The organism is Paraburkholderia lycopersici, from assembly GCF_900096975.1.
GTDB lineage: Bacteria > Pseudomonadota > Gammaproteobacteria > Burkholderiales > Burkholderiaceae > Paraburkholderia > Paraburkholderia lycopersici.
Genome location: NZ_FMYQ01000029.1, coordinates 99129 through 109714, shown reverse-complemented (window position 1 = coordinate 109714; position 10586 = coordinate 99129). Strand labels below are relative to the sequence as shown.

Annotated in this window: 8 protein-coding genes and 1 pseudogene; 4 read left to right on the top strand and 5 right to left on the bottom strand. The window is 62.5% G+C overall.

Going from position 1 to position 10586, the window contains the following annotated elements; all coding sequences use genetic code 11:
* Nucleotides 1–99: 99 nt before the first annotated feature.
* The 4 genes and pseudogenes from tnpC to BLU17_RS25870 all read right to left on the bottom strand — a co-directional run.
* Nucleotides 100–1287 (bottom strand): annotated as a pseudogene (tnpC, locus tag BLU17_RS25885) (IS66 family transposase); the annotation flags it as partial.
* A 30-nt stretch (nt 1288–1317) separates the two neighbouring features.
* On the bottom strand, nt 1318–1662 hold the full coding sequence (tnpB, locus tag BLU17_RS25880) for an IS66 family insertion sequence element accessory protein TnpB (RefSeq protein WP_092003338.1): 345 nt from the start codon (nt 1660–1662) through the stop codon (nt 1318–1320).
* Nucleotides 1659–2084: an IS66-like element accessory protein TnpA gene (gene tnpA, locus BLU17_RS25875; protein WP_092003335.1), complete on the bottom strand. Its 426-nt coding sequence runs from the start codon at nt 2082–2084 to the stop codon at nt 1659–1661. The genes tnpB and tnpA overlap by 4 nt, the downstream gene beginning before the upstream one ends.
* Nucleotides 2085–2162: 78 nt before the next feature.
* A complete protein-coding gene (locus BLU17_RS25870) occupies nt 2163–3356 on the bottom strand; it encodes a M20 aminoacylase family protein (RefSeq protein ID WP_092003332.1) in 1194 nt (397 codons plus the stop codon).
* A gap of 179 nt (nt 3357–3535) precedes the next feature.
* Between BLU17_RS25870 and BLU17_RS25865 the strand changes: the two genes are divergently transcribed.
* A complete protein-coding gene (locus tag BLU17_RS25865; protein ID WP_092003329.1) occupies nt 3536–5614 on the top strand; it encodes a molybdopterin-containing oxidoreductase family protein in 2079 nt (692 codons plus the stop codon).
* A 143-nt stretch (nt 5615–5757) separates the two neighbouring features.
* On the top strand, nt 5758–7431 hold the full coding sequence (locus tag BLU17_RS25860; RefSeq protein WP_092003326.1) for a long-chain fatty acid--CoA ligase: 1674 nt from the start codon (nt 5758–5760) through the stop codon (nt 7429–7431).
* Nucleotides 7432–7603: 172 nt separating this feature from the next.
* Here BLU17_RS25860 and BLU17_RS25855 read toward each other — a convergent pair whose 3' ends face one another.
* Entirely contained in the window at nt 7604–8779 is a 1176-nt protein-coding gene (locus BLU17_RS25855; RefSeq protein WP_092003323.1) for a porin, read from the bottom strand.
* A 309-nt stretch (nt 8780–9088) separates the two neighbouring features.
* On the opposite strand from BLU17_RS25855, the gene coq7 reads away from it, so the two are divergent.
* Together coq7 and mraZ are read left to right on the top strand one after the other, a co-directional pair.
* A complete protein-coding gene (gene coq7, locus BLU17_RS25850) occupies nt 9089–9751 on the top strand; it encodes a 2-polyprenyl-3-methyl-6-methoxy-1,4-benzoquinone monooxygenase (protein ID WP_092003321.1) in 663 nt (220 codons plus the stop codon).
* Between the two features lie 398 nt (nt 9752–10149).
* Nucleotides 10150–10578, top strand: a complete 429-nt coding sequence (gene mraZ, locus BLU17_RS25845) for a division/cell wall cluster transcriptional repressor MraZ (protein ID WP_092003318.1) — start codon at nt 10150–10152, stop codon at nt 10576–10578.
* Nucleotides 10579–10586 lie beyond the last annotated feature (8 nt).

Genomic DNA, 10586 nt, shown 5'->3' with positions numbered 1-10586 from the left:
TCTTTGTCAGGCATAGGTGTCCACCTCGAATTGGTGGACCCCTATGCTCCTCGCTCCTGTCGATCAGGACTAGACGTTAAAGATGGACCGCTTACCGATGAGCAGTGGCTTGCTCTTCTCTTGCCGCACTCGCAGCCGTTCGGTGGCTGGTTTGCCGCGGATATTCGCCTCGATGCTGTAGAGCTCGCCGAGCATGTCGAGCAGTTCCTGCGTGTCGTCGGTTGGCGTGCTCGCATGAACTTCGTAGTACCGTCTCCTCGCATGGTCCCAGCAAGCCGCCTGACGAACTCTGCCGCTCGCGTACAACTCGTTGACGCCATCGTAGCCATCTGCTTGCAGGATGCCCTCGAATCCGGCGAGACGGGTCTGGGGATGGATGCCTTTGCGGTCAGACGAGTAGTCGAACCATACTGCGGCCGGTTCGTTCGAACCAGAGCGGCGGTCGTCGCGCACGTAGACCCACAGGCGACCGGTCCTGGTCTTCTTGTTGCCCGGCGCGAGCACGGGGATCGGTGTGTCATCCGCATGCAGCTTCTTGCCGGCCATCGTGTAGCGGCGCAGTGCCTCGGTCAGCGGGCGGCACAGCTCCTCGCATTGACCAACCCAGCGCCCCATGCTGGCGCGGTCGAGCGCGACGCCGTCGCGTGCGGCAATCTCCGACTGACGGTACAACGGGGCGTGGTCCGCATACTTCGAGACGAGGATGTCAGCCAACAGGCTCGGGTGGGCAATGCTGCGTTCAATCGGCAGACCGGGCATCGGCGGCTGCGAGAAGTGCTTGCAGCAGGTGCAGACGCCCTTGCGCCGGATCGTGCGGATCACCTTGAAGGCGGCCGAGACACGAGCGAGCTGCCCGGATGTGTCTTCGCCGATCAGCTACATCACGTTTCCGCACAGTGGGCAGCCCGGATCGAGTTCGAACGCATGCTCTTCGCGCGGCAGATGGGGCGGCAGGGCCTCCTGCGGCGACGCGTTGACGCCAGACATGCTCGCGGTCGACGCGCGGGCTCGGCGCATATCGGCAACGCCGCGACCGGCAGCCAGATCTTCGAGCTCGGTCTAAAGCCGGTCGATCTGCCGGTCAAGCTGCTCGGACTTGCGACCGAAGTGCATCCGTTTGAGCTTGTCGATCTGCGCCTTCAGCCGCTCGATCTCGAGTTCCCGTTCGGCCATGTCCCGCACGAGCCGTTCGATCTCGCCACTTTGTTCGGCAAGCGACGCGCGTTGCGCAAGCACCAAGGCCTGCAGCGCGTGAACATCCTCAAGGAGATCGGCGCCGTTCGACATGAAGCGCAGTTTACGAGCCTTCCTCGCCGTTTACAACATCGACAGTGCAGCGGTGCGGCGTGGTTGCCGCCAGTCGATACCCTCAAGCAACATCGACAGTTGGGCGGAGGTCAGGAAGACCTTGCCGCCATCGGCCTGCGGCCAGACGAAACGCCCTCGCTCCAACCGTTTCGCGAGAAGCCAGAGCCCGTCCTCAGTAGCCCAAAGCACCTTCACGAGATCGCCGCGGCGCCCGCGGAAGATGAAGACGTTACCGCCCAGCGGGTTCTCCTCAAGCGCTGTTTGCACCTTGGCAGCCAAGCCCTGGAAGCCGCAGCGCATATCCGTGATGCCCGCGACAAGCCAGATACGCGTACCTGTTGGCAGAGAAATCACGAGCGCAGGCTCTCCAAAACCGTTCGAAGCATCTCAGCGTCGACAATACCGTCGACCTTAACCACTGCCCGGCCGATCCGAACCTCGATTGAACCAGCAGGCACAGCCGGCCGCACGATCTCTGGCTCTGGCGGCGCCGGAGGTTCATCGACCGATGACGCCTCGTTCACGATCGCCACCGGAACGAGTTGCACCGGCTCGGCTTGCTGTTCCGCCAGATACCGGCGCCGCCACGCGAACACGAGGTTCGCGTTCAAGCCGTTCTCACGGGCCAACCGGGCGATTGACACCCCTGGTTCGCAAGCTGCCTTCGCCAAGCGACGTCGGAATTCGGGATTATGGTTCGGGCGACCTTTACGGCTGCCGGGCCTCTGTGTTGGCTCTGACAAAGTGGTGTCCATCACTTCGAAAATGATGGACATCACTTTGATTCCGATCCCTGAAGCCGTCTACGACGGCCGCCGCGAGCCGCTTACGCTTTTTGCGTTAACAGCCCGAAATCACGCCTGAGCCAGGAATCTCGTCGCCAGATGCACCCAGTACGACGACCCCACGGGCAGCAGTTGGTCGTTGAAATCGTAGCTCGCGTTGTGCAGCATGCAAGGGCCGGTGCCATGTCCCGCTTCTCGATGCCCCCCTTCGCCGTTGCCGAGAAACGCGTAGCAGCCTGGCTTTTCGAGCAGCATGAAAGAGAAGTCTTCGGCGCCCATGGTCGGCTCTACGTTTGCATCCACGTGGTCGGTGCCGACCACATCACGCATGACCTCGACAGCGAACTTTGTTTCCGCACCGCTATTCACAGTCGGCGGATAGTTGCGGTAGAAGGTGATGTCGACCGAGCACTCGTAGGCTTCGGCCGTACTCCCGGCGATCTTGCGCAGCCGCGATTCGATCAGGTCTAGCGTCTCCGTTGTGAACGTACGCACCGTGCCCGCGATCCACGCCGTGTTCGGCACCACGTTGACCGCATCGCCGGCATGAATCTGGGTGATAGACAGCACGGCCGTATCGAGCGGTTTCTTGTTGCGCGTGATGATGCTCTGCAACCCGTTCGCGATCTGGACTGCCGTGAAGACCGGATCCCGACCGTTGTGCGGCAATGCGGCATGTGAGCCCACGCCCCTGATTTCAATGCGAAATTCGTTGCTCGAAGCCATGATCGGCCCTTCGGTCACGCCGAAGTGGCCAGCCGGCATGCCGGGCCAGTTGTGAATGCCGAATACCGCATCGACGGGAAATTGCTTGAAGAGGCCATCTTCGATCATCGCCTTTGCGCCGGCGCCGCCTTCTTCGGCAGGCTGGAAAATGAAGACGATCGTGCCGTCGAACTGCCCGTGCCGCGCGAGGTATTGCGCCGCGCCGAGCAGCATCGCCGTATGGCCGTCGTGCCCGCACGCATGCATCTTGCCTTCGTTGCGCGAGCGATGATCGAAGGTATTGAGTTCCTCGATCGGCAAGGCGTCCATATCGGCGCGCAAACCGATCGTACGGTTGCCGTTGCCGCGCTTGAGCACGCCGACTACACCGGTTCTGCCCATGCCGCGATGCACTTCGATGCCCCATTCGGCGAGCTTCGATGCAACGAGGTCGGAGGTTTGGGTTTCTTCGTAGCGCAGTTCGGGGTGCGCGTGGATCGTTCGTCGGAGGCCCTGAATTTCGCCTTGGGCGGCCTGGATTTCGGGAATCAGTTTCATGGCGGACGGTGCTCGAAAAGTGGGCGCCCGGCCCTTGTCTCCCCAAAAGGCCGAGTCTAGACAAACCATTCTACGCCGAACCTTTTTTTTCGCGCCAACCCCCACGGTGCATGCGAGACGCTCGCCGTGGGCATAATAAAATCCCCCTTACGACAGAACGCCTTACCCACGGATTCCCGATGAGCGCCCCAGCCGAATTTGCCCGCGCGGTTTGCCCGCACGACTGTCCCGATACTTGCGCGATGCGCGTGACCGTCGAAAACGGTCGGGCGATCAAGGTAAGTGGCGATCCCGACCATCCGCCTACGCAGGGCGTGCTATGCACGAAGGTGACGCGCTACGCCGAGCGAGTCCATCATCCGAAGCGTCTGACTCAGCCAATGAAGCGCGTCGGCCCCAAGGGGGCAGGGCGTTTCGAGCCGATCGGCTGGGAAGAGGCCTGCCGCATCGCGGCTGCGCGCCTCGGTGAAATCGCACAGCGTGCGCCTGAAGCGATCCTGCCGTACAGCTATGCCGGCACGATGGGGCTAGTCCAGGGCGATAGCATCGCCCAGCGTTTCTTTCACAAGCTGGGTGCCTCCCGTCTCGATCGCGCGATTTGTGCGGCGGCGGGCGCCGCCGGCCTGCGTTATACGTTCGGTTCGAGCCTCGGCATGCTCACGGAATATTTCGCAGAAAGCGAAGTGATCCTGATCTGGGGCGCGAATCCCATCGCCTCGAACCTGCATTTCTGGACGCGCGCGCAGGAAGCAAAACGCAACGGCGCGAAGCTGATCGCGATCGACCCCTATCGCTCACTCACCGCCGAGAAGTGCCATCAGCATGTCGCGCTCAAGCCCGGTACCGACGGCGCGCTCGCGCTCGGCATGATGCGCGTGCTGATTAGCGAGGACCGGCTCGATCACGAATACATTGCCGCGCACACGCACGGCTTCGACGCCCTGAAAGCGCGCGCCCTGACCTATACGCCTGCGCGCGTCGCCGAAATTTGCGGTATCGAAGAGCAGGTGGTCGTCGATCTCGCGCGTCTTTATGCGTCGACGCGCAAGGCGGCAATTCGCATGAACTACGGTCTGCAGCGCGTGCGCGGCGGCGGCAATGCCGTGCGCGCAATCGCCTGCCTGCCCGCGTTGACGGGTGCCTGGCGCGAGCGTGCGGGCGGCGTGCTGCTTTCGTCGTCGGGCTGGGCACCGGTCGATGTGCACGCGCTGCAACGTCCCGACCTGATCCCGGGCTGGCCGCAGCATCAGCCGCGCATCATCAACATGAACCAGATCGGCGACGCGCTCACGCACCCGGGCGACGCCGCATTCGGTCCGAAGATCGAAGCGATCGTCGTCTATAACTCGAATCCGGTCGCCGTCGCGCCGGAATCGGCGAAGGTCGCGGCCGGCTTCGCGCGGGAAGATCTCTTTACGATCGTGCTCGAGCAGTTCCAGACCGACACGGCCGATTACGCCGACCTGCTGCTGCCCGCCACGACCCAGCTCGAGCATCTCGACGTCCACAAGTCCTACGGCCACACCCACGTGATGGCGAACCTTCCCGCGATCGCTCCCGTCGGCGAGGCGCGTCCGAACACCGGAATCTTCCGTTCGATTGCGCGCGCGATGGGTTTGACCGAGCCGGCGCTGTTCGAAAGCGACGAAGACGTGGCGGCGCACGCATTCGACTGGAGCGATCCCGTGTTTGGCGGCGCCGACTGGACCGTGCTCAAGCGCGAAGGCTGGCTGAAGCTGGACATCCCCGAAGCACCGTTCGCAAACGGCGGCTTTCGCACACCCACGGGCAAATGCGAGTTCCGTAGCGAGGCGCTCGCGAAGGCCGGGCTCGATCCGCTGCCGGACTACCTGCCGCCGCACGAATCGGCGGACGGTGCGCCCGAGCTCGCGGCGCGTTATCCGCTCGCGATGATCTCGCCGCCGGCGCGCAACTTTCTGAACAGCACCTTCGTGAACGTGGAGAGCCTGCGCGCAACCGAAGGCGAGCCGCACGTCGACCTCCATCCGGACGACGCCGCGCACCGCGAGATCGCCGATGGCGACGAGGTCCGCGTGTTCAACGACCGCGGCTCGATGCGCGCACGGGCGCGCGTGACCGACCGGGCTCGCAGCGGTCTCGTTGTCGGTCTCTCGATCTGGTGGAAGAAGCTCGCGCCGGACGGCCGCAACGCCAACGAGGTGACGAGCCAGGCGCTCACCGACCTTGGCGGCTCGGCGACTTTCTACGATTGCCTGGTCGAAGTCGAACGCGCCTGAATCTGTTTCATGCCGCCTGCCCCCTCGAGCACGTGTTCGAGGGGCCTTTCTAACACGCTGATTTGCTGGCATAAAAGCGAGATCGGCATGCTACGATCCGCTTTTTAGCACGACCATTCGAAAAATCAGGGAGGAGACGCCACATGGAAAAAGTCTGGCTGAAATCGTACCCGCCCGGCGTTCCTGCGGAAATCGACGCGAGCCGTTACGTGTCCATCACAGCGCTGCTCGAGGAGAGCTTCAGCGAATACCGCGCGAAGCCCGCTTTCGCGTGCATGGGCAAGACGATCACTTACGGTGAGCTGGACCAGCTCTCGCAGCGTCTCGCCGCGTGGTTGCAGTCGCGCGGCATTGCGCGCGGCGCGCGCGTCGCGCTCATGATGCCCAATGTGCTTCAGTATCCGGTTGCGCTGGCCGCGGTGCTGCGCGCGGGCTATGTTGTCGTGAACGTGAATCCGCTTTACACGCCGCGCGAGCTCGAACATCAGTTGAAGGACAGCGGTGCCGAGGCGATCGTCATCCTCGAGAATTTCGCCGGAACGTTGAGCGCCGTTATCGCCAATACGCGCGTGAAGCATGTGCTGGTGGCGTCGATGGGCGACCTCCTCGGCGCGAAGGGGTTCATCGTCGACTTTGTCGTGCGGCACGTGAAGAAGATGGTGCCGGCCTGGAACCTGCCGGGGCACGTGAGCTTCAGCGACGCGCTCGCCGAGGGCGCACGCGCGGGCTTCGAGCGCGTCGAGCAGACGCCCGACGACGTCGCCTTCCTCCAGTACACGGGCGGCACCACCGGCGTGGCCAAGGGCGCGACGCTGCTGCATCGCAATCTGGTCGCCAACGTGCTGCAGTCGGCGGCGTGGACCGAGCCCGCGCTCGCGAAACTGCCGTCCGGCACGCAGGCCGTGACGGTCGCGGCGCTCCCGCTTTATCACGTATTTGCGCTCACGGTCTGCGGCCTGCTGTCGATCCGCACCGGCGGCCTCGCGATCCTGATTCCGAATCCGCGCGATATCGGCGGGATGATCAAGGAACTGCACGGCTACTCGATCACCACGTTTCCCGCGGTCAACACGCTCTACAACGCGATCCTCAATCATCCGGAATTCGACAGGCTCGATTTCACGCATCTGCTGGTCGCGAACGGCGGCGGCATGGCGGTGCAGGAAGCCGTGGCAAAGCGCTGGTACGAGCGCACCCATACGCCGATCGTCGAAGGCTATGGGCTCTCGGAAACCTCGCCCAGCGTGACCTGCAATCCGGTTACAGCCACCGAATACACCGGGACGATCGGCTTGCCGCTGCCTTCCACCGAAATCTCGATTCGCGACGACGCCGACAACGAACTGCCGATTGGCGAGGCCGGTGAGATCTGCATTCGCGGTCCGCAGGTGATGGCGGGCTACTGGCAACGTCCGGAAGAAACGGCGAAGGTCATGACGTCCGATGGCTATTTCAAGTCGGGCGACGTCGGCCTCGTGAACGCACGCGGCTATATCAAGCTCGTCGATCGCAAGAAGGACATGATCCTGGTCTCGGGCTTCAACGTGTATCCGAACGAGGTCGAGGACGTCGTTGCGAAACTGCCGGGCGTGTTCGAGGTGGCGGCGGTCGGTGTGCCGGACCAGCATTCGGGCGAAGCGGTGAAGCTCTATATCGTCAAGAAGGACCCGGCGCTCACCGACAAGGACGTGTTCGAGTATTGCAAGACCCAGCTCACGGGCTACAAGCGGCCGAAAATCATCGAGTTCCGCAACGATCTGCCCAAGAGCAACGTCGGCAAGATCTTGCGCCGCGAACTGCGCGACGGCCGCGCCTGACCGCGAACGCGCCAGGCACGAAGCAGGCGCGAGTCAGGCGAAAAGCAGGCGAAAAAGCCTGCCCATCGAGGGCAGGCTTTTTTTGCGACTTGCGGTGTGTCGCGAAGCGAAGCGTCTCGCAAAAGAAAAAAGGCGCCCGGAGGCGCCTTCGAGATTACAACGGCTGTTCTTATTAGAACTTGTGACGGATACCCACGCGAGCCGTGAACTGGTTGTCGTTGCTCGACGGGGTCAGGGCGTTGATCGATGCGACAGCGGAGCCGCCCGTCGAATCGTTGCCCGAAGCGTGCTGGTACACGCCGATCACGTAGACGTCCGTGCGCTTCGACAGGAAGTAGTCCGTGCCGATCGAGTACTGGTAGTACTTCGCGCCGCTCTGGCTCGTGCCGTTCGCACGCGTGACGTTGTTGCCGTCCGTGTAGTCGAACGCGAAGCCTGCCAGCAGGGCCGGCGTGAACTGGTACTTGAAGTTCGCTTCGACGTTGTTGAACGTGGCGTTCGTGCCGCGCTCGAAGATCGACGTAGCCGTCGTGCCGAGGTTGCGGAAGCTGACGTTCGAGTACGTCACGCCGAACGTCGCTGCGCCGAACGTGTACGCGCCGCCTGCGCCGATGACCTGATAGGTGTTCGCCGACGCGAAGCCGCCATACACCGGGTTGCTCGTCGCGGACAGCGGCGCAGCGGCGCCGCCGTTGTTGAAGATGCCGCCGGTGGCGTTCGGCGTACGTGCATTCAGGTAACCAACGCCGAGGGCGAGGGGGCCGTTGTTATAGCCGGCGCCCAGCGACCAGATCTGGTTCGCCGAGAAGTTGCCTGCCTGGCCACCGAAGCTGTACGTGCCGCCGAACGTCAGGCCGGCGTAGTTCGCGCTCGTGAACTTGACCGTGTTGTTCGTACGGTAGGCGTTGTTGAAGTTGTCGAGATCCTGCGGGTGAGCCGCAATGTAGCCGCCCCACTGGTCGCCTGCTTCGAGCGGACCGACGTAGTCGACGACGGAGTCGTACTGGCGACCCAGCGTGACCGTGCCGAACTGCGCGCTCGAGAGGCCGACATAAGCCTGACGGCCGAACATCAGGCCGCCCTGACCGAGCTTGCCGCTATTCACGTCGAAGCCGTTTTCGAGCACGAAGACTGCCTTCAGGCCGCCGCCGAGGTCTTCAGCGCCGCGCAGACCGAAGCGGCTGCCTTGCAGAACGCCGCTCGACAGGTTGTACAGGTGCTTGCCGCCCGCATTGGTGTTGATGTTGAAACCTTCGTCGATGATGCCGTACAGCGTGACGCTGCTCTGAGCGTGAGCAACGCCCGCGAACGCGCCCAGCGCAGCGAGCGCGAGAAGCGACTTCTTCATTGAATGATCTCCAGTGTTTGCGAATCTTTTGCGTCTTTTTAACGGGACCCGTTTTTTATCTTGCGTGGTCCTGTCCTTCTAACTTCGCGAGAAGTTGCACGTAATGTAACAAAAGGGTTAATAGTCACAAAGGAAAAGCCAGGGCGTCGCTAAGTACCTGTTTCGTTTACACAACATGGTCTAGAATATGCGGCTATCTATCGGCGCTGCCCCGGATTGACGGATCTCCATGAGATTGTTAGTGCTTAAGAAAGGGCGGTCCCGGGCGAGCGATTCTCTGGCTCGCCGACGAAACGAAAGGGAGGCTGGATGACGTTAGATGATCTGATTACCGAATTCGACCGGGGCCTGCGCTCGATCACCGGCGTGTCGCGCATGACGCGCCCGATGCCGCAGCCGTCCCCCGTCACCGTGGAAGTTACGCCCGCGGGCGATGCTGTGCCGGCCGGCAGCGAACTCACGGCCGCCGAGCGCGCACATGCCGCCGGCCTCATGCGTGTCAACCACGTGGGCGAGGTGTGTGCCCAGGCGCTCTATCAGGCCCAGAAAATGTCGGCGCGCTCGCCCGCGCTCAAGGCCGCCTTCGAACAAGCCGCACGCGAAGAAGAGGATCACCTTGCGTGGACCTCGCGCCGTCTGCAGGCGCTCGACTCGCGTCCCAGTCTGCTCAATCCGCTGTGGTATGCGGGGGCGCTCGCCATCGGCTTCGCAGCCGGGCGGCTGGGCGACAAGGTGAGTCTTGGCTTCATGGCCGAAACGGAGCGCCAGGTCGAGCACCATCTCGACAGCCACCTGGAGAGCTTGCCGCCCGCCGATCACGAATCGCGCGCGGTCGTCGAGCAGATGCGTACCGACGAGATCTCGCACGCCAAGTCGGCCACCGATCTCGGCGGAGTCGAATTGCCATTGCCGGTGCGCTCGCTGATGCGTGTAGCATCGAAGGTCATGACGCGTACCGCTTACTATCTTTGATTCGGCAACCCGGGCCGGCAATCGTTGTCGGCCCGGTTACGATTAATCTTTCAGAGCTTTCAGCCCCCCGAATTACTCCCCGCCAGACCCCCGCTCGCTCCCGCCGTAGGCCGTTTATCGCCGCGCTTTTCACGTATCACCTTCAGAACCTGCGTTAGTTCATTCATTCATAACGATTTTTGGCTTTTCGCCCGACTTCAACAAGTGCCGCTAAGTCCTTGTTCTAGCGGATAAATTTCGTCAAAAAACGTCCGGCCTCCCTTGACCCTCGATGGCCCTTCCTCTAAAGTGGGAGACAGTGTGAGAAAGTGTATTTTTGTGTGATTTCAGGCGCGTATTCCGGTAAATTTTCTGAGATTTAGGCGGGCGGCGAACGGCGCCGCGTTAGGGGGAGCAAATTGTTCCAGGGGGCGTCGGCGCTGGCACTCGATGCGAAAGGACGGATGTCTATTCCGTCGCGCTATCGGGAAGCGCTGCAACAACAGGCAGAAGGACGGGTGACGATCACCAAGCACCCGGACGGCTGCCTGTTGCTATTTCCGCGCCCCGAATGGGAAGTGTTCCGTGCGAAGGTCGCCGCCTTGCCGATGGACGCGCACTGGTGGCGTCGCATTTTTCTCGGCAACGCGTCCGACGTCGATCTCGACAGCGCGGGCCGCGTGCTCGTTTCACCTGAATTGCGTCTGGCGGCAGGAATGGAAAAGGAAGTCATGCTGCTCGGCATGGGTAGTCATTTTGAGTTGTGGGATGCGCAGACCTACGCCGCCAAGGAACAGGCGGCAATGGCGCAGGGCATGCCCGACGCCTTGAAGAATTTCACGTTCTGATCGCGGGT

Excerpts from the sequence above, each read along its gene's own strand:
- BLU17_RS25870 (WP_092003332.1), bottom strand. The coding sequence starts at position 3,356 with ATGAAACTGATTCCCGAAATCCAGGCCGCCCAAGGCGAAATTCAGGGC.
- coq7 (WP_092003321.1), top strand. The coding sequence starts at position 9,089 with ATGACGTTAGATGATCTGATTACCGAATTCGACCGGGGCCTGCGCTCG.
- BLU17_RS25860 (WP_092003326.1), top strand. The coding sequence starts at position 5,758 with ATGGAAAAAGTCTGGCTGAAATCGTACCCGCCCGGCGTTCCTGCGGAA.
- tnpA (WP_092003335.1), bottom strand. The coding sequence starts at position 2,084 with ATGTCCATCATTTTCGAAGTGATGGACACCACTTTGTCAGAGCCAACA.
- BLU17_RS25865 (WP_092003329.1), top strand. The coding sequence starts at position 3,536 with ATGAGCGCCCCAGCCGAATTTGCCCGCGCGGTTTGCCCGCACGACTGT.
- BLU17_RS25855 (WP_092003323.1), bottom strand. The coding sequence starts at position 8,779 with ATGAAGAAGTCGCTTCTCGCGCTCGCTGCGCTGGGCGCGTTCGCGGGC.